17 protein-coding genes are annotated in these 18,670 nt (G+C 67.9%); 10 read left to right on the top strand and 7 right to left on the bottom strand.

Annotated elements, in window-relative coordinates; genetic code table 11:
- Positions 1-8: 8 nt before the first annotated feature.
- The gene (locus tag ASD78_RS10735; RefSeq protein WP_056101213.1) at positions 9-944 is read right to left on the bottom strand and encodes an AraC family transcriptional regulator; all 936 of its coding nucleotides are present in this window, start codon (positions 942-944) and stop codon (positions 9-11) included.
- A 241-nt stretch (positions 945-1,185) separates the two neighbouring features.
- Between ASD78_RS10735 and ASD78_RS10730 the strand changes: the two genes are divergently transcribed.
- The 4 genes from ASD78_RS10730 to ASD78_RS10715 all read left to right on the top strand — a co-directional run bounded on the left by ASD78_RS10730 (position 1,186) and on the right by ASD78_RS10715 (position 6,516).
- On the top strand, positions 1,186-4,395 hold the full coding sequence (locus ASD78_RS10730) for an efflux RND transporter permease subunit (protein ID WP_082575555.1): 3,210 nt from the start codon (positions 1,186-1,188) through the stop codon (positions 4,393-4,395).
- Positions 4,392-5,549: an efflux RND transporter periplasmic adaptor subunit gene (locus ASD78_RS10725; protein WP_056101211.1), complete on the top strand. Its 1,158-nt coding sequence runs from the start codon at positions 4,392-4,394 to the stop codon at positions 5,547-5,549. The genes ASD78_RS10730 and ASD78_RS10725 overlap by 4 nt, the downstream gene beginning before the upstream one ends.
- 89 nt (positions 5,550-5,638) lie before the next feature.
- Entirely contained in the window at positions 5,639-5,872 is a 234-nt protein-coding gene (locus tag ASD78_RS10720; protein WP_056101208.1) for a hypothetical protein, read from the top strand.
- Between the two features lie 254 nt (positions 5,873-6,126).
- Positions 6,127-6,516 carry a VOC family protein gene (locus ASD78_RS10715; RefSeq protein ID WP_056101204.1) on the top strand — a complete coding sequence of 130 codons (390 nt, stop codon included), beginning with the start codon at positions 6,127-6,129 and terminating at the stop codon, positions 6,514-6,516.
- 66 nt (positions 6,517-6,582) lie between these two features.
- Here the strand turns inward: ASD78_RS10715 and ASD78_RS10710 are convergent, their stop codons facing one another.
- The 5 genes from ASD78_RS10710 to ASD78_RS10695 form a co-directional block, all read right to left on the bottom strand.
- Positions 6,583-7,890 (bottom strand): hypothetical protein, encoded by a 1,308-nt coding sequence (locus ASD78_RS10710; RefSeq protein WP_082575554.1) that lies wholly within the window; start codon positions 7,888-7,890, stop codon positions 6,583-6,585.
- A gap of 68 nt (positions 7,891-7,958) precedes the next feature.
- Positions 7,959-9,179: a M56 family metallopeptidase gene (locus ASD78_RS10705; RefSeq protein WP_156087709.1), complete on the bottom strand. Its 1,221-nt coding sequence runs from the start codon at positions 9,177-9,179 to the stop codon at positions 7,959-7,961.
- Positions 9,180-9,190: 11 nt separating this feature from the next.
- Positions 9,191-9,571: a BlaI/MecI/CopY family transcriptional regulator gene (locus tag ASD78_RS10700; protein ID WP_056101198.1), complete on the bottom strand. Its 381-nt coding sequence runs from the start codon at positions 9,569-9,571 to the stop codon at positions 9,191-9,193.
- Positions 9,572-10,085: 514 nt separating this feature from the next.
- Positions 10,086-10,493 (bottom strand): hypothetical protein, encoded by a 408-nt coding sequence (locus tag ASD78_RS20730; protein ID WP_156087708.1) that lies wholly within the window; start codon positions 10,491-10,493, stop codon positions 10,086-10,088.
- Between the two features lie 299 nt (positions 10,494-10,792).
- Entirely contained in the window at positions 10,793-11,434 is a 642-nt protein-coding gene (locus ASD78_RS10695) for a TetR/AcrR family transcriptional regulator (RefSeq protein WP_056101194.1), read from the bottom strand.
- 110 nt (positions 11,435-11,544) lie between these two features.
- On the opposite strand from ASD78_RS10695, the gene ASD78_RS10690 reads away from it, so the two are divergent.
- Positions 11,545-12,573 carry an SDR family oxidoreductase gene (locus tag ASD78_RS10690; protein WP_056101191.1) on the top strand — a complete coding sequence of 343 codons (1,029 nt, stop codon included), beginning with the start codon at positions 11,545-11,547 and terminating at the stop codon, positions 12,571-12,573.
- 323 nt (positions 12,574-12,896) lie between these two features.
- Positions 12,897-13,211, top strand: coding sequence for a hypothetical protein (locus ASD78_RS10685; RefSeq protein ID WP_156087707.1), 315 nt, complete (start codon positions 12,897-12,899; stop codon positions 13,209-13,211).
- A gap of 102 nt (positions 13,212-13,313) precedes the next feature.
- On the opposite strand, the gene ASD78_RS10680 is transcribed toward ASD78_RS10685, so the two are convergent.
- Positions 13,314-14,630, bottom strand: a complete 1,317-nt coding sequence (locus ASD78_RS10680; RefSeq protein WP_056101185.1) for a chloride channel protein — start codon at positions 14,628-14,630, stop codon at positions 13,314-13,316.
- A gap of 217 nt (positions 14,631-14,847) precedes the next feature.
- Here ASD78_RS10680 and ASD78_RS10675 point away from each other — a divergent pair, with 217 nt between their 5' ends.
- From ASD78_RS10675 to ASD78_RS10660, 4 genes are all read left to right on the top strand, one after another.
- Positions 14,848-15,909 (top strand): ATP-binding protein, encoded by a 1,062-nt coding sequence (locus tag ASD78_RS10675; RefSeq protein ID WP_056101182.1) that lies wholly within the window; start codon positions 14,848-14,850, stop codon positions 15,907-15,909.
- Positions 15,906-17,321 (top strand): nitrogen regulation protein NR(I), encoded by a 1,416-nt coding sequence (ntrC, locus tag ASD78_RS10670; RefSeq protein ID WP_056101178.1) that lies wholly within the window; start codon positions 15,906-15,908, stop codon positions 17,319-17,321. The genes ASD78_RS10675 and ntrC overlap by 4 nt, the downstream gene beginning before the upstream one ends.
- Before the next feature lie 88 nt (positions 17,322-17,409).
- Entirely contained in the window at positions 17,410-17,979 is a 570-nt protein-coding gene (locus ASD78_RS10665; protein ID WP_056101173.1) for a superoxide dismutase family protein, read from the top strand.
- Between the two features lie 160 nt (positions 17,980-18,139).
- Entirely contained in the window at positions 18,140-18,631 is a 492-nt protein-coding gene (locus ASD78_RS10660; RefSeq protein WP_056101170.1) for a GNAT family N-acetyltransferase, read from the top strand.
- Positions 18,632-18,670: the final 39 nt, after the last annotated feature.

Here is an 18,670-nt window from a genome sequence, read left to right as displayed (position 1 = left end):
CGCGCGGCTCAGGCCAGCCGCGCGTTGCTGCGTATCTGCACGATCTCCGAGCGCGGCGGCGCGCCGAACAGGCGCTTGTACTCGCGGCTGAACTGCGAGGGGCTTTCGTAGCCGACCTTGTGCGCGGCCGCGCCGGCTTCGATGCCGTCGACCAGCATCAGCCGTCGCGCCTCGTGCAGGCGCAGCTGCTTCTGGAACTGCAGCGGCGACATCGTGGTCACGGCTTTGAACTGATGGTGCAGCGAGGAGATGCTCATGTGCACCGACTGCGCCAGGTCGTCGATGCTCAGCGGCTGCAGGTAACGCTGACGCAGCAGCTCGACCGCGCGCGCGATCCGGTGCGAGCGGGTGTCGGCCATCGCCAGTTCGCACAGGCGATGGCCGAGGTCGCCGACCAGGACCCGGTAGTAGATCTCGCGCAAGGCGATCGGCGCCAGCACCGGCAGGTCGGCCGGGGTATCCAGCAGCCGCATCAGCCGCAGCACCGCGTCCAGCAGCGGCGCGTTGACGCGCGCGGCATACAGGCCGCGATCGATGCCGGCCGACGGCGCCTGCGGGCCGGCGTCGAGGATCAGCGCGGCGATCTCCTCGGGGTCGATGTCCAGACGCAGGCACAGGTAGGGCTTTTCCGGCGAGGCCTGGGTGATCTGGCCGATCATCGGCAGGGTCACCGACACCACCAGGTAATTCAGTGGGTCGTAGTGGTAGGTCTCGCCGGCCAGCATCGCGACCTTGCTGCCCTGGGCGACGATGCACAGGCGCGGCTCGTACAGGGTCGGCTTGCAGGGGGTCGGGGTGCTGGAACGGATCAGGTACAGCGACGGCACCGCGGTGGCGTGGACGCCGTCGTCGGCCGTCGATCGGGCAATCCGGTCGGCCAGCTCGGCTTGCGGGGCGCAGAACCCGTTGCGGGCGGCCGACTCGGCGGAAGTATTGGCGTTCATGGCTCCCAGCATCCGATGGGGGATACCCCGATTATGTTTGCGGATTCTGCCGTTCGGCGTGCCGGAATAGGCAAATTGCAGGATCGGGCAAAGATTCGGCAGCAATGTACTTACCCGGCGGGGGCCGCAACCCCTAACGTAGCCGTCTCCCCCCGACCCGACCGGGTCCGCCCCGGCGCGGCGCCCGTGCGCCCCGCCTCCAGCGCCCGGCCGCGGTTCCCTCGCACCCGGATACGTCGCGATGTGGATCGTTCAATACGCGCTCAACCGCCGCTACACCATCGGCGTGCTGGCCATCCTGATCCTGCTGTTCGGCACGCTGTCGGCGCGGCGCATGCCGACCGACATCCTGCCCGAGGTCGGCATTCCCTCGATCAACCTGGTCTGGACCTATAACGGCCTGCCGGCGGCCGACATGGCGGCCAAGCTGACCTCGTTCTCGGAGGCGGCGATCCTCAACACCGTCGACGATCTCAAAGAAGTGCGCTCGGAGTCGATCAACGGCGCCAGCATCGTGCGCATCGATTTCCAGCCCACGGTCAGTCTGGACCGTGCCCTGGGCCAGATCACCGCGGTCTCGCAGACCATCCTGCGGCGCATGCCGCCCGGCACCTCGCCGCCGCTGGTGATCCGCAACAACGTGTCGAGCACGCCGGTGCTGCAGTTGGTGCTGTCCTCGGACTCGCTGACCGAAGCACAGCTCTACGACTACGCGCGCCTGCAGCTGCGTTCGCAGATCCAGACCATCCCCGGCATCCGCATGACCCTGCCCTACGGCGGCGCGGCGCGGCAGATCATGGTCGACCTGGACCCCGCGGCCTTGCAGACCTATGGCCTCACCCCCAGCGACGTGACCACGGCGCTGGAGCGCGGCAGCCCGACCCTGCCCTCGGGCGCGATCCGCGAGGGCGCGCGCGAGCTGCAGATCTCGCTGGACACCAGCCCGGCGACCGCGGCCGAGTTCCTCGACCTGCCGGTGGCCGCGCGCAACGGCAGCGTGATCTACGTGCGCGACGTCGCCTCGGTGCGCGACGGCGGCGCGCTGCAGACCAACGTCGCGCGCATGGACGGTTCCAGCGCGGTGTCGGTGGCGCTGATCAAGCTCGGCGGCGCGTCCGCGGTCGAGATAGTGCGCGCGGTGCGCGAACGCCTGCCCGAGATCGAAGCCTCGGCGCCGCCGGGCATGCGCATCGCGCCGATCTTCGACCAGTCGGTATTCGTCGACAACGCGATCGGCTCGATCCAGCACGAAGCCTTGCTGGTCGGCCTGCTGGTGGCGCTGGTGGTGCTGGTGTTCATCGGCTCCTGGCGCTCCAGCCTGATCGTGCTGTCGGCGATCCCGCTGGCGCTGCTGGCCTCGGTGGCGATGCTGCACCTGTTGGGCTACACCTTCAACGTGATGACCCTGGGCGGCCTGGCGCTGGCGATCGGCATCCTGGTCGACAACGCGGTGGTCGACGTCGAGAACACCAACCGCAACATCGCCCTGGGCAAGGACGTGGGCACCGCGATCCTCGACAGCGCGCGCGAGGTGGTGTTCCCGGAGTTCGTGTCCACGGTCGCGATCTGCATCGTGCTGACGCCGATCCTGCTGATGACCGGCCTGTCGGCCTGGGTGTTCACGCCGCTGGCGCTGGCGGTGATCTTCGCCATGGCGGCCTCGTTCCTGCTGTCGCGCACGCTGATCCCGGTGCTGTGTTACCTGCTGCTGCCGGCCGACATCGAAAGCCGCAAGCACCCGCGCTGGGCGCCGGAGAAGCGGCTGCTGGTGCTCAACCACCGCGTCGAACACACGCTGGACAGCCTGCGCGAGCGCCACCACGCGCTGCTGGTGCGGCTGGGCCATCACGGCGGCGTGCTGACCCTGGCGGCGCTGCTGCTGGTCGCGCTCGGCGCGGGTTCGGCGCTGATGCTGGGGCGCGAATACTTCCCGCAGGTCGACGCCGGCCAGCTGCGCCTGCAGGTGCGGATGCCCTCGGGCATGCGCCTGGAGGAAACCGCGGCGCGCGTGACCCAGATCCAGCGCGAGATCCGCAGCATCATCCCGCCGCAGGAGCTGCAGACCGTCTACGAACAGATCGGCGTGCCCGACGCGATCAATCTTTCGCTGGTCGACAGCGCCGTGGTCGGTTCGTTCGAGGCCGAGGTGATGCTGCAGCTGCGTTCGCCGCATGCGCCCAGTCGCCTGTACCTGAAGCAACTGCGCGAACGCATCGCGCAGAAATTCCCCGAGGTGAAAGTATTCGAGCGTCCGCCGGACGCGACCAGCCGCACCCTGGCCGGTTCGGCTGCGGCCGCGTTCGAAGTGCGCCTGATCGGCCGCGACAACGCCGGCAACCTGGCGCTGGCGCGCGAGATCGAGACGCGCCTGCAGCAGGTGCCCGGCGCGGTCGACATCGCCCTGCGCCAGGTGCTGGACCTGCCCGAGTATCAGGTCAGGATCGACCGTACCCGCGCCGCCCAACTTGGCCTGGACACCCAGCAGGCCAGCCGTGCCGTGCTTGCGGTGCTGGGGTCGGCCGGCACGGTGTCGCCGGTGTACTGGACCGACACCGTCAACGCGATCGCCTACACCGTGCAGGTGCAGGCGCCGCCGGCGCGCCTGGGCGACATCGACACCCTGCTCAACATGCCGCTGCGGATCGGCCCCAACGGTCAGGCGGTGCTGTTGCGCAGCATCGCCACGGTCACGCCGCGCACGGTGCCGGCCAGCATCGGCCGCACCACCCTGGCGCCGACCATCAGCGTGCTCGCCAATGTGCAGGGCACCGACCTGGGTTCGGTCTACGACCGCCTGACCGCGATCACCCACGAGATGGAAGGCCGCCTCAAGCCCGGCAACCGCATCGAGATCGCGGGCCAGGCCGGCGAGATGCAGAGCGCCTACGGCGAACTCGCCGCAGGCCTGCTGATGTCGGCGGTGCTGGTGTTCCTGGTGCTGGTGGTGAACTTCCAGTCCTGGATCCAGCCGCTGGTGGCGATGTCCGGCCTGCCGGTCGCGATCGCCGGCGCCGCGGTCGGCCTGTTCGTCACCGGTACGCCGCTGAGCGTGCCGGCGCTGATGGGCGTGATGATGGTGATCGGCGTATCCACCGCGAACAGTGTGCTGGTCACCAGCTTCGCGCGCGGCCTGATCGCCGAAGGTCACGACCCGGAACTGGCCGCCTACGAATCCGCCGCAGTGCGTCTGCGTCCGGTGCTGATGACCGCCAGCGCGATGGTGCTGGGCATCGTGCCGATGGCGATCGGCCTGGGCGAGGGCGGCGAACAGAACGCGCCGCTGGGCCGCGCGGTGATCGGCGGCCTGCTGTTCGGCACTCCGGCCACCCTGGTGCTGGTGCCCTCGATCCTGGCCGTGCTCGGCCGTTACATCAAACGGCGCGCCGCGCGACATGCGAACGCCGAATCCACAGCCGCCGCCGGCACCGCCGGGGCAGGAGCGACGCCATGAAGGTCAGTGCCATGAATTTCCGCAGCAACCGCATTCGTTTGATGCCCCGCGGCGCGCTGGCGCTGGGCCTCGCGCTCGTCGTCGCCGCGCTCGCCGCCTGCGGCCGCAGCGACGCCGAGACCGCTCCGGTAAGCACATTGCCTGAAGTGCTGACCGTGGCCGCCAAGGCCGCCGACGGCGAACTCGAACTGCGCCTGCCGGCGCGCGCCTACGCCGGCGAATCCGTGCAGATCTACGCCCGCGCCACCGGCTTCGTGCGCGAGCGCCAGGCCGATCTGGGCGATCGCGTCGTCGCCGGGCAAGTGCTGGCGACGATCTCCGCGCCCGAAGTCGATCAGGCCGTGCGCGAGGCCGTCGCCGATCTGAACCAGGCCAACGCCGATCAGGAACTGGCCCAGGTCAACTACGACCGCGCCCAGGTGCTGGTCGGCTCCGGTGCGATCTCCAAGGAGATGTACAGCGACCGCAAGGCCAACCGCGACGCCGCCGCCGCCGCGCGCGCCGCCGCGGAGGCGCGCCTGACCAGCGCACGCGAACGCAGCGCGTTCCAGAGCGTGCGTGCGCCGTTCGCCGGCGTGGTCGCGGCGCGCAACGTCGAGCGCGGCGACCGCGTGGTCGCCGATTCGGCCGCCTCGGCCGCGCCCATGTTCGAGATCAACGCGCTGGACCCGCTGCGGATCGTGGTCGACGTGCCGCAGAGCGCCGCATTGCAGGTGCATGCCGGCCTGCAGGCGGAGGTGCGCTTCCCGGAATTGCCGGGCGAGAGCTTCCAGGCCGAAGTCGCGCGCAGCGCGCAGAGCCTGTCGCGCGACCTGGGATCGATGCGCGTGGAACTGCGCCTGCCCAATGCCGACGGCCGCATCCCCGCCGGCATGGTCGGCGAAGTGCGGCTGAAGGTGCCGCGCGCCGCGCCCGCGGTGCTGGTGCCGATCTCGGCGGTGATCCAGGGCGGCGCCGGCCCGCGCGTGGCCTGCGTGCGCAAGGATTCGACCCTGGAATTTCGTAACGTCGCGCTGGGCCGCAACCTGGGCAGCGAGATCGAGATCGTCTCCGGCCTGAGCCCCGGCGACACCGTGGTGCAGGCGCCTAACGCCCTGCTGGCCGAGGGAAACAAGGTGCGGGTGAAGCCGCCGACGGAGCCGCGCAAGTCCTGACGTACACGCGGCGCTAACACCCGCAGCAGCCGCGCTTAACCCGGCGGCGCGTAGGGTCGATCGCAGGACGACGGCAATGGGAGCATGCCATGGCGATCTGCGACGTTTGCGGCAACGACTACGACAAGGCCTTCCGGGTGGACATGGGCGGACGCAGCGGCACCTTCGACTCGTTCGAATGCGCGATCTACGCACTGGCGCCGCGTTGCGCGCACTGTCAGTGCCCCATCATCGGCCACGGCATCGAAAGCGGCAGCGCGTTCTATTGTTGCGCGCACTGCGCCAAGCATGCCGGCGTGGCCGGAGTCGTCGACCGAGTCTGAGCCGCGCCGCGCATCGGCCGACAACTTCGACAGCGCTTCGCTGCGCGCGGATATCGCCGGCGGCACCGTCGAGCGGGCGCTGCCGGGACGGGAACAATCGGTGCGGCTGCAGTCGGATCGCGAGGGCCTAGAGATTCGCCAGCCCGGATAGTGCGCTTCAGCGCACGGCCACGGCGTTTCAACAGACGATCACAGAAGTGGCATAAGCTGGGCGACGTCCAAGCTCGAACCGCAGTCGGACCACAGGAGGCCCCATGAAGCGCACCTGGACGATTATCGGCGTCAGCGATGTGGCTGCCAGTTTCAAGTGGTACCAGTCGCTGCTGGGCATACCGGCGTCGGCTCCCGGCCATACCTACTTCGGGCAGATTCTCGACTCGGACGGAACGGTCCTGCTCTGCCTGCACGCGTGGGGTTCCCACGAGCATCCTTCGCTGACCAGCCCCGATTCCGCCACGCCAGGCAACGGCTTGCTTTTGTTTTTCCGCGTCGATGATTTCGCCGAGGCCTTGTCCCGGGCGCGGGCGCTGGTTCCGGTGCTGGAAGAGGAGCCCAGCGTGAATCCGAGCACCGGCACCGAGGAGTTCGCGCTGCGCGATCCCGATGGGTATTACGTCATGGTCAGTGCGCTGTCTGCGACCTGACCAGGGATTAGTCCGGTCTTCCACCGTGGCGGAACTCCGGCGACGCTCGGAGTTCCGCCCGCTGAATTACTGGCTGGCTGTTTGCACCACGATCAGGTCACCGGCTCGATCGCCCGGCCGCACCGACCAGCCCGGCTTGAGATCGAGCCGCCATCCGTCGCCTTCGGTCGCAGACGGGTTCACGCCGTCGGTGGAGACCGTCGCCTGGGTCTGGGTGAGCAGCGCACCGCCGCTTTCGACCTGCAGGGCGCCCCACTCGCCGGTCAATCGCAGGGTCGGATACACCATGCCCAACTCGCCCAGCGGTTGCAGGGTTTGCGGGTTGAACTGGCGATTGGTCTTCTTGAGCGGAACGATAAGCACCGGACCGTCCACGAGGCGCGCTTTCAGCTCCGCCAGGTGTTTGCGCTTCTGGCTGTCGCGCGATTCCTCCGACGATCTGAGCGTACCGTCGTCGTAGCGCGCGGCCCGCGTCTTGAGGGTCGCGAAATCCGGATCGGGCAGCTGCATCGCCAGGCTCAGCAACTGGTCGAGGCGCTGCCCGGCGCCCAGCTTTCCACGCCATGCCGGATCGTGCTCGTCCAGCAGCAAGCCGTATGCCGGTCCGGTGGCGTAGGCGAACGAGCGCACGAAGGTCGGCGCCTGCACGAACGCGGACAGGTCGTACTCGGCGAAGGCGATGCGCGCCTGGGGATCGGTCAGCCCCAGTCTCACGCCGGTGTACTCGGGAACGCCCTCATTGATCTCGAGGTGGCCTTCCTCGACCGAAGCCTGCGGGAACAGGCGATAGCGCTCATGGCGGAACAGCTGCGCGTCGGACACGGCCGCGCGCCGCTCGGCGGGTGTAGGCGCTTTCAATGCCTGCGCCAATGCACGCCATTCCAGTTGCAGCAGGTAGCGGCCTTCGAGCGTGTCGAGGTGTTGGTTGCCGACCTCGTCGCGCGTGAGCTTGAGCGCCGGCTGGATGCGGTGGAACAGCTCATGCGAGAGCAGCACATGGCGCTTGGCCTCTTCCGTGGGCAAGGGCCACAGCAGCTGAGTCCAGCGCACGCCCGACCATTCGGTGGGGGTGTTGGCGATGATCACGCTCTCGGGCAGCGTGCCGGTGAAAGCCTTGCCGGAGGCGATGAGCTTGCCTTGCGCATCGGCGACGTTGGCCACGACCGATCGGTCCGTGTAGTCGACCAACAGGATGGGGCCGCACAAGGATTGCCCCCAGAGCTTGCCGCCGTCGCGCCGGCAGATGACTTCGGCCTCCGCGAATACCCGGGCCGCATCGGCCGGGTCGGGAGCGGCCGGCGCCAGCGACGGCAGTAACAGGACGGCCAGGCCGACGGCCAGGCGGTGGCGGGAAAAGGCGGAGAGCAGGTCCATTCGATCTCTCTACGATGGTTGTCGTATTTATCTACGACGGGCATCGTATATCAGCATCGGGCCCAGTGCTAGCCGCGCGCGTCCCAGCGAATCCTGCCGTTGGCGGACACCCGCAGCGAGACGGCCGGGCGCCGGTTCGGTCCGAGCAGGATGACTTGGTCGCCCTTTTGAATGATGCGCTCCGTCGGCACGGACTGCCGTTCGATGGAGGCTTGTACGACCCGGCCCTGGCGGATGCGCAAGCCGAAGGCGCCGGCAGGATCGCGTGCATTGACCACCACCGTGGGGCCGAAACCGCTCGCGATATACAGCTCGCGCATCCGGGCGGCGTTGAGGCCCGGCTCGGCGAGCGTGGCGGCGACGCCGAACAAAGCCAGCACGCCGCCCGCAATCGCCGTGCGCCGCAACAACGAGGCTGGAGCGGCCGCGGGAGCGAGCAGCCGATGTACGCGATCGCTCAGGGTGGCGCCGCTGGCGGACGCCATGGCGATCGCGTGCCCGCTGCGGCGCTCTGCGAGACGCAACAGGCCTTGCGCGAGCGATTTCGGTGAGGCGCCCTGGCCGACCGCCATGGCGTCGCAAACGGCCTCTCGCTCCAGCGCTATGCTGTTGTAGAGCGCCCACGCCGCGGGATGGAACCAGACCAGCGCCAGGCCGAACCTCTGCATCAGATTCCAGGCGAAGTCGTGCCTGCGCGCGTGCGCCAACTCGTGCAGCAAGATCGCGTCGCGCTCCGCTGCGGGCAGCGCCGTCATGAAATCCTTCGGGATCATCAAGCTCGCCCGGCGAAACCCGACGACCTGCGGGCTGGCGACAGCGGCTATGCAGGGTTGCACCAGGCAGCGCGCACCTATCTTCTTGCCCAAGCGATCGACGGCGGCGACCAGATTTTCCGGCGCCGCGCTCCGCGCAATGCGTGCCAAGCCCGCCCACTCGCGCAGCAGCTTGAGGCAATGGACCATGGCGCCGAGCAACCAGCACGCTGCGATGCCGGCCAGCATGCTCAGGTAGGCTGCGCTGCTCTCCAGGGGCGGGAGCTCGACGGACGGCTTCTCCCGCGAAATCTCGGCGCCCATCGCTGCGAAAAACAGGTGGAACAATGCGACGGTCAGCAGCGGCAAGGCCGCCAGCAGCGCGAAATGCGCGCCGGCGACGCGATAGCGCAACACCGGATAGGAGACGGGAATCGCGCGGCTCAGCAAACGCCACGACATCCACAGCAGGGTCCCTTGCAGCAAGGTCCCGACCAGAGCGAACGCCAGCAGCTCGAAGACATAGGCCAGCGTCACCGAGGCCACCGTCAGTCCGTATCGGCTTCGAGCCGCTTGATCACGGCTTTCAACTCCGCCAGCTCTTTCTGATCGATCGGACGCGCATCGAGCGCTTGCATGGCCAGGGCCAGCGAAGATCCGGAGAACGCGCTGTCCATCCAGCTGCGCACCAGGCGGTTGAGGGTGGGACGCTCGGAGACCGAAGCCTTGTAGACGTGCTGGCGCGCATCGGCGTCGCGCGAGACCAGGCCTTTGGCGAGCATGTTCTGCAGGATCTTCAGGGCGCTGGTGTAGCCGGTGTCGGTGCCGGCATACACCGCCTCATGCACCTGCTTCACCGTCGCGGGCCCGTCCCGCCACAGGATGCGCAGGATGGCGAGTTCGGCGGCGGTGGGAGGCGATTTCTTCACCGTGTCAGGATGCGACGACCGCGATCGCAAAACAAGGCGTGAGTTCGCCGTGCGCCGCCTCCTTCGGCGCCGCGTCCATCGGTATCGGATGCGGGCCGGCGTATGGATCGCACATGCGGTTCTGCGCCGACGGGCCCGTGGCGTCGCAGTCGATTCGATCGGACCGCAGGCGAAGTGCCGCTAGCAGACGCGTCGCATGAAGCCGCCGATTTCGCCGATGCGGCCATCCACTCGTCGTGGCGGGCAGTGCGGCGCGAGGGTTGATGCATGGGCGATGCCGGGAGTGCCCCGTCGTTGGCGTGCCTGCGACCCTCGCCCCCCTTCAATTGACGAGGCCCCGAGCGCGCAGTTGGACAGAATCACATGGTTGGTAAGCGGGGCTGACGTACAGCCCTCAAGCCGAGCCGCGAAGCGGCTTCGGCTTGAGCACCTCATCCGCTGTGGAGAGCAAGCCAGGAGCAGGGCTTTGGCGGTTTGCTCTGCTAAATTTTCGCGACGGTCAGACGTCACCGTATCACATCGATTGAGGTGGATTCGAGCACTCGCCAATGGTGAAAGAGAAGGCCCTGTCCTTCTTTAAGACCGTCATCACGTCCAGGAAAACAGCCTTTGCGAATGTCCGATCCTTCGTATCCAGATCGACCAAGGTTACAAACCCTACACAGCGTGGCGAATTGACATACACGTTCGCGTACGTCTCTCGTCCACTCTCATAAGAATAGACTTCCAGCAAGCCTGGGCGACCGGGCTGACTGGCGCCTGTTCTGTTGAAACCATGTGCTAACAGCTTCCCTTCGATGAGCGCTACAACCTCATTAGGTTTCTGACCATGCAGCTTGATAGTGACTTGATCCACGGCTGGCCGTGGGCTGCATCCAGCGATGAAGATCAAGAAAGCAAGTAGAGCCAGACGGGCTTTCATATTGTGTATGACCTTAAGCCATGCGCGATTGGACCACCTTGAGTTTCACCGCTCGCTGATGAAATGAGCCGAGCCGCGAAGCGGCCTCGGCTGAGGAACATCCTTCGGATAGGAGCGCTTCGTCTTGACTAGGCTGGGATCGGCCCAGCTCGCCGTTCCGACAAGGATTCGAGCCATCTGGGTGCTCCCGCTTCTACGATGGCCAAAAACATACCGCCGCAAAAATTTTGGGTGCCCGGCAACGGTTGCTGATGCGCCGCCGCACAACACCAGGCGCAGCCAGATCAATCGCGCTCGGGCTAGGCGGCCGGCGCGCTGTCGACCGGTTCGGCGTTCGCGATCAGCCCGCGCAGAAATAGCAGGATCAACCCTCCCGACGGATCGGGCCGCGCCCCCGCGCCTTGCAGCGCCAAGCCGTGAGCCAAGGCCATGAAGGCCGCCGCCAGCTTCTCGGGTTCGGCCGGCAGCCGGCGCCCGAGGGCGGCGAACAACTTGCCGATCACGCCGCCGAGCCCGGCCCGGTGCGCATCCCAGACACGCTGGTACTTATCGGCGAAGGTCGGGCTGCGCTTGGCGTGCAACTGCAGTTCGATCGACAGCACGCACCAGCTGACGTCGCGGTTAAGGGTGGCGGCCCAGGACTCGAGCTCGCCGAATATCCGCTCGGGCGCGCGCCCGCCGCCGTCCATGAGCTCGGAAAGTTGCGCGGCTTCGGCCTCCATGTGACCTCGCAGCAACTCCAGAAGGACTTCCTCCTTGCTGGCGAAGTTCGAGTAGAAGGCGCCCTGTGAATAACCCGCCCGGTCGGCGATGTCGCGGATCGAGGTGCCTGCGTAACCGTTCGCGACGAACAGCTGCCGCGCGGTTTCGATCAGGCGCGCGCGGGTCTGCGCCTGGCTTTCCTCGCGGCTCAGCCGCTTTTTGGGCGTGGGTTCGCTCATGGCGCCAAAGATCACATGAATTGCCGATCACCTGCAACTCAGATATCGCTTGACATCCAAAATCATTCCAGGCAGATTAAATTTCAATCGAATTTTGAATTTCACTTGCCATGCAAAGTGCTCCCCAACTGAAGTCCGCGTTCGTCACCGGCGCGACCGGCCTGCTCGGCAACAACCTCGTGCGCGAGTTGGTCCGGCAGGGCGTCCAGGTCAAGGCACTGGTCCGCTCCCTGGCCAAGGGCGAGCAACAATTCGCTGGGTTGGCGGGGGTCGAACTCGTCCTGGGCGACATGGCCGATGTACCCGCTTTCGTCGCCGCACTGCACGGCAGCGATGTCGTGTTCCACACGGCGGCCTTCTTTCGCGACAACTACAAGGGCGGCAGCCACTGGAAGCAGCTCAAACGCATCAACGTGGACGGGACCGAATCGTTGATTGAACGCGCTTACGCCGCCGGCGTGCGCCGGTTCGTCCAGACTTCGTCGATCGGCGTGCTCAATGGCGCGCCGGGCACGCCGATCGACGAAACCTGCCTGCGCGAATTGGGCGATGCCGACGACTACTACCGCAGCAAGATATTGGCCGATCAAGCCGTGCTGCGCTTTTTGGCGCTGCACCCGGATATGCACGCGAGCCTGGTGCTGCCCGGCTGGATGTGGGGGCCGGCCGACATCGGCCCCACCTCCTCGGGCCAATTCGTCAACGATGTGGCGCTGGGCAAACTGCCCGGGCTGGTGCCCGGCAGCTTTTCAGTGGTCGACGCGCGCGACGTGGCGCAGGCCCATATCGCAGCGGCGATGCGCGGCAGGCGCGCCGAACGGTATCTAGCCGCCGGCCGGCATATGACGATGCGGGAACTCGTTCCCGTGCTGGGCCGGATTGCCGACGTCAAAACGCCGACGCGCGACTTGCCCCTGCCGCTGCTGTACGCCCTGGCGGCGGTGCAGGAAATCTATGCGCGCATCAGCGGCCGGCCCATCCTGCTCAGCCTCGCCACGGTGCGGTTGATGGTCAAGGAAGCCGGGCGCACCAACTTCGACCACGCCAAGAGCGAACGCGAACTGGCCCTGAAGTTCAGGCCACTCGAACAAACCGTGGCCGACACCGTCGCTTGGTATCGCAGCCACGGTTGGTTTTGACGCTCGGCTGGACCGTCACAGCGTCTGCAACTCTTTCCGCATTCTTTCCGCGGGCTCGTCCGGTACGAGACCTCCACGGCGGGCCACAGACCCCGGTCCGATGTCGCGTTGGAGCACCGAGCGATGTTTACTACGCCTTCGCGCTTGGCCGAATTGTTCGACATCGTCCGGCATCACGATCTGGCCCAATGGGGGCGCGGATTTCTCGAGGCGGTACGAGCGGAGGGAGGGATCGTGCAAGCGCTGGATCGATCAGGCCAGGATGCAGCCAACGACGAACCAACGAAAGAGGGCGGAAAGCTAGACTTGGCATAGGTGAGCGCATGCCTGCCTTGCGATCGATGCCTGTGATTGGGTTCGCCGATGACAGCGCAAAGTTGGAACCGGCAGGGCAGGACAAAGTTGAGATTGCGGTCTGGGCCGCCAACCGATGGCGAGTGAATCGGTTGCGGGTCACGGGCTCAGGTGGAAGCGCGGCGCTGGCGCGACAGCGGGCGGAAACGGTCGCCTCGCTGTTGCGCGAGCAAGGGATCGAGGCCAACGTGGATGTCCTGGGCAGCGCCTCCTTACGTCGACAGGTGCACGAGGCGGGGGCATTATTCGCCAAGTCGGTCGTTTTGCGTCCTTTTGAGGAGTGACACTTCGCCCATCGCCGGGAGTTCGACGGAAAGATGAGATGTTGCGAATGTCGGCTTCGGCCGTCAGCTTGCAGCTTGACATCGCAGGGCTGCAGTCGGGCTCTACCCCGTGCCGTTTCTGCCGTCTGGCTCGATGAGTTGGGCTGCCAGTGCCTTATAGATGGGCGTGTGGCAGACCAGCGCCGAGCATGCACGCGCAAGAAGTACCGTCGCCAGCACCGGCAGCATCAATTCGCGGTTGTCGGTCATTTCCATGCAGATTACCGCCGAAGTCAGCGGCGCTTGCGTTAGTCCGGCGAGGTAGCCGCACATGCCCAGCAAGATCACCGCTTGGTGCGGCGCCGAGGGCGCGAGTGCAGACAGGTTATCGCCCAGGCCTGCGCCGACCGCCAATGCGGGTGCGAACAAGCCGCCGGGAATGCCGGCGAGGCTTGATGCCAAATTGGCGGCGAGCTTGCCCGCGCCGAACAGGCCGCCCGTCGCGTGGTCGGACTGCAATAGCTCACGTGCCTGCTCGTAGCCGGTACCAAACATGCCCTTACCCAGCCACAGCCCGAGCAACGCCAGGGTCAGGCCGCAGCATGCGGCGAACAGTACGGGCGAGCGGGCTCGTTGGTCGAAAAGCCACCGCGGACGCGCGGCTCCTGCCGCCACGATCAGGCGCGCGAACGCGCCACCGAGCAACCCGCAAGTTACGCCGCATAGCGCAATCGCCCACCAACCCGTGCCGAAGGGCAACGCGACGTTGGCATGACCGAAGTAGGCGTAGTTGCCCATAAGTCCCAGCGAGACCACGCCGGCGGCGATCACCGCGGTCAGCAGAACACCGGAGAAGTGGTGCTCGAAGGTGCCGCTGAGCTCTTCGATCGCGAATACCACCCCGGCCAACGGTGTATTGAACGCCGCGGCGATACCGGCCGCGCCGCCGGCGAGTAGGAAGCGGGACATCTGGTACGGATCGCGATAACCCATGACGCGACCGACCGCATGCATGATACCGGCGCCGATGTGCACGGTCGGCCCTTCGCGACCGATGGAGGCGCCGCCGGCCAGGGCTGCCACGGTCAGCAGCAACTTGCCGGTCACGACCTTGAGCGAGAGCCAGCCTTCGCGCAATCCGTGATCGCGCGACTGCACCGCGGCGATGACTTGGGGAATGCCACTGCCGCGGGTGCCCTTGAGGCTACCGCGGGCGGCCCAAGCCAGCAGCGCGAACACCGCCGGCGTGACCACCAGTGCCCAGTAAGGCGAGAATGCCAGCGCCGAGGCGAACAAGCGGCTGGCAGCGTCGCCGAGCTTGGCAAAGACAATCGCTACGAGGGCCACCGCGACGGCGCCGCTCCACAACGCGATCCGGCGCTTCCAGGCTTCACCGGACAGGAAGCCGTGGATACGGCGTTTCGCGCTTTCGCTCAGCATCGTTACATTCTAACTAACACTGCCTACCTATTCCCTAGAGAATCCCAGGGGATCGATCGTCCAGATGATGCCAATGTCGGATAATCGATAGGGTCAGGCCGGCAAATCCAGAATTCGCATGGTTGGTACAAAACGTACGAACATTACGATTCTGCCCACCGTCGCCGGGCTCGCCACGCCCCGCCGAGCCGCCTCAAATTTGCACTAAGATGGTGCAATGCCCCCTGACTCCATCCCGCCGCCGGCCCTGGACAGCCTGACCACGCCGCTCGCCTGGAGCGATGCCGGCGGGGCGATCCTGGGCTGCAATGCGGCGTTCTCGCGCTGGCTCGGAGTCAGCGTGCGGCGCTTGCCGGGCTGGCCCTTGGCCGGTCTGGATGCGGGCGACGGGCGCCTGGCCGCGGCCCTGGCCCGCACCACGATGGACGAGTCGCTGCGCCTGCGCCGGGCCCGCTTGCGTTACGCCGACGGCGAGGAGCGCTTCGCCGATCTGTGGCTGAGCCGGCTCGACGACGGCGGCTGGTTGCTGGAAGTGCATCCGGTCGATGAGTTCCCCGGCGACGATCCGGCGCTGCTGCTGCCGTCGGCGCTGTCGGCTTCGCTCAAGGGGCTGGCGCACGAGCTGCGTAACCCGCTGGCCGGGGTCAAGGGTGCGGCCCAGTTGCTGGCGCGCCGGCTCGACCACGGCAACAACGGCAACGGCGATTCGCGCGAGCTGGTCGGCCTGATCGGCAGCGAAGTCGACCGCCTCACCGCGCTGCTCGATCAACTGCTGACCCCGGCGCCGCCGCGCGCGCATGCGGCCCTGAACATTCACGCCGTGCTCGAACGCGTGCTGCGCCTAGCCGAAAGCGAGGCCGGCTGGGCGGTGCGCCTGGTGCGCGACTACGACCCCAGCCTGCCGGAGTTCGCCGGCGACGCCGACCGCCTGATGCAGGCGGTGTGGAATCTGGTGCGCAACGCGATCGAAGCCGGCGCGACCCAGGTCACCCTGCGCACCCGCGCCGAGCATGGCGTGCGCATTGCCGACGCCGCGCATGCGATCGCGTTGCGCCTGGACATCGCCGACGACGGCCGCGGCGTGCCGGAAGAACTCACCGAGCAGTTGTTCCTGCCGCTGGTGTCCGGCCGTGCCGAGGGCAGCGGCCTCGGGCTTGCGTTGGCGCAGCAGGTCGCGCGCGAACACCGCGGCTCGCTGGCCTACCGCTCGCGTCCGGGCCACACCGTGTTCACTTTGCTGTTGCCGATGCCGATCGAAGAGGAGACGCCGTCCGCATGAACGCCACGTCCGCGCCCGCACGGGTCTGGGTGGTCGACGACGATCGCAGCGTGCGCTTCGTGCTGGCCACCGCGCTGCGCGAGGCCGGCTACGCCGTCGATGGTTTCGAGAACGCGCACGACGTGCTCGACGCGCTGGCCCAGCGCGGTGCGCCCGAGCTGTTGTTCACCGACGTGCGCATGCCCGGCGACGACGGTCTGGTCCTGCTCGACAAGCTCAAGGCCGCGGCGCCGCGCCTGCCGGTGATCGTGATGAGCGCCTACACCGATGTCGCCAGCACCGCCGGCGCGTTCCGCGGCGGCGCCCACGAATTCCTGTCCAAACCCTTCGATCTCGACGATGCGGTCGCCCTGGCCGCGCGCGCGCTCGGCGCCGAACGCGGCGCGCCCGAGCCGGTCGCCGCAGCCGCCGATGCGGCCGCGGCCGATGCGCTGATCGGCGACACCCCGGCCATGCGCACCTTGTTCCGCGCCATCGGCCGGCTGGCGCAGGCGCCGTTGTCGGTGCTGATCACCGGCGAGACCGGCACCGGCAAGGAGCTGGTCGCGCGTGCGCTGCACCGCGAGTCGCCGCGCGCGCTGCGGCCCTTCGTCGCGCTCAACACCGCCGCGATTCCGGCCGAGCTGCTGGAAAGCGAACTGTTCGGCCACGAAGCCGGCGCCTTCACCGGCGCGCAGCGCCGTCACATCGGCCGCTTCGAACAGGCCGACGGCGGTACCTTGTTCCTGGACGAAATCGGCGACATGCCGCTGCCGCTGCAGACGCGGCTGCTGCGCGTGCTGGCCGAGGGCGAATTCTTCCGCGTCGGCGGCCGCGAGTTGATCCGGGTCGATGTGCGCGTGGTGGCGGCCACCCACCAGGACCTGGAAACGCTGGTCGGCGAAGGCCGCTTCCGCGCCGACCTGCTGCACCGGCTCGACGTGGTGCGGCTGCGCCTGCCGCCGTTGCGCGAGCGCCGCGCCGATATCGGCCAGCTCGCCGAGCGATTCCTCGCCGCCGCTGCGGCCAAGTTCGCGGCCGCACCGAAGCGCTTGTCGAAGGCGGCCCTGGAGCGTCTGCAGGCGCACGACTGGCCCGGCAACGTGCGCGAACTGGAGAACGTGTGCTGGCGCCTGGCCGCGCTCGCGCCCGGCGACAGCATCGCCCGCGCCGACCTGGACGAAGTCCTGAGCGCCAGCGCCGCCGCGCGCACCGACGACGACTGGGACGCGCGCCTGGCCGCGTGGGCGCGGGTGCGACTGTCGGAGGGCGCGCAGGACATCCACGCTCATGCGCGCGAACGCTTCGACCGCGCCTTGCTGGAGGCCGCGCTGGAACACACCGGCGGCCGCCGCAGCGAAGCCGCCGCGCGCCTGGGCCTGGGCCGCAACACGCTGACCCGCAAGCTCGGCTCCGGCCGCAAGCGCAGCTAGTTTCACCAGCACTGAACCGCTGCCGCGCTAGCGTGGCGCCTCCGCTTCCCCTTCTCTTTCCCTCTCGCCGCCAGCACCTGGAGCCGCCATGAACATCGCCGCCCGCACCGTCCTGATCGCCATGACCGCCGTGGTCCTGACCGCCTGCGGCTCGGCGCCGAAGAAGACCGCGGCGCCGCCGGCGCCCAAGCCGGTGTCCACCGCGCAGTCCGGCCAGGCGATCCTGGCCTCGGCCTCGGGCAGTCTGGTCAGCGGCAAGGTCACGATCGTGCCGACCGCCGACGGCGTGCGCCTGACCGGCGTGATCGGCGGCTTCGCGCCCAACAGCGTGCACGCGATCCATATCCACGAGAAAGGCGATTGCAGCGCGGTCGACGCCAGCAGCGCCGGCGGCCATTTCAATCCTGGCATGAGCCCGCACGGCAAGGTCGACAGCGGCGCCCACCACGGCGGCGACATGAACAACCTGGTCGCCGACGCCGACGGCGTGGCCAAGGTCGACGTGCATGCGCGTGCGGTGACCCTGGGCGGCGGCGCCGGCAACGACGTCGCCGGACGCGCGGTGGTGGTGCACGCCGCGCCCGACGACTACGTCAGCCAGCCGGCCGGCAATGCCGGTGCGCGCGTGGCCTGCGGCGTGATTTCGGTTTCGCACTGAGTTCCCGGCCGACGCCGCGGCGGCGCGCATGGCTTGCGCGCCGCTGCACGATGTACGGCGCATCCCAGCGTGGATCGCGCTGCGAACGCAGGCTGCGATGGCCGCGCCACAGCGCCGGCCGCGGCTATCCTGTGCGTCACCCACGAGCCGACTTGCCGCCATGACCCGCCTGCGTATCCGCGATGCCGAGCCCACCGACCGCGACCTGATCGCCGACTGGATGATCGCGATGGCCTGGGAAACCGAGCAAAAGCGGCTCGATCCCGACACCGTGCGCGCCGGCGTCGCGGCCGGCCTGGCCGATGCGGCCAAGGCGCGTTACTTCGTGGCGATGCGCGAGGTCGAGGTCGCCGGCCGCGAAACCATCGCGGTCGCCGCCGGCACGCTGATGTTCACCCACGAGTGGAGCGACTGGCGCAACGGCGACTGGTGGTGGATCCAGAGCGTGTACGTCGCGCCCGAGCACCGCCGCCAAGGCGTTTATCAGGCCATGCACGGCCACGTCGCCGCGTTGGCGCAGGCCACGCCGGGCGTGATCGGGCTGCGGTTGTACGTGGAACGTGCCAACACCACTGCGCAAAGCACCTATCGCGCCTTGGATATGGACGACGCGGGCTATGCGATCTTCGAGACCGAGTTCGCCAAGGGCTGAAGCGGCGAGCGAGCGTGGGGAATCCCGGCTTGCGCGTTT

This window comes from Lysobacter sp. Root667 (assembly GCF_001427715.1).
GTDB lineage: Bacteria > Pseudomonadota > Gammaproteobacteria > Xanthomonadales > Xanthomonadaceae > Lysobacter.
The sequence above is the reverse complement of the archived record's forward strand: the minus strand, read 5'-3'. Positions and strand labels throughout refer to the sequence as shown.